General features: G+C 64.3%; 1 protein-coding gene. It reads left to right on the top strand.

The annotated features are described in order from the left end of the window. Nucleotides 1-235: hypothetical protein (locus tag SB717_RS39600; RefSeq protein WP_410908813.1), on the top strand; the 235-nt coding region annotated here is incomplete at both ends.

Genomic DNA, 235 nt, shown 5'->3' with positions numbered 1-235 from the left:
CGGTGCTGTCGTCGGTTTCCTGCAGCTGTACCTCGATCTCGTAGGTGCCCGCGGCATCGGTCACGCTGGTCAGCAATAGCTGGTAGTCCTCGGCTGTGTCGCAGGTATTCGCAATATGATAGGGGAAATCGCCCCAGCCGGCAAAGCGGAAGGCGCGGAGCCTGCGCTTTCGGCGGAGTCCCGGATGGCTGGCCGGGCGGACTGGAACGCGGACCGCAGCGGCCTACATCGAAAG

Source organism: Priestia sp. SIMBA_032 (assembly GCF_046535215.1).
Lineage (GTDB): Bacteria > Bacillota > Bacilli > Bacillales > Bacillaceae_H > Priestia > Priestia aryabhattai.
The sequence above is the reverse complement of the archived record's forward strand: the minus strand, read 5'-3'. Positions and strand labels throughout refer to the sequence as shown.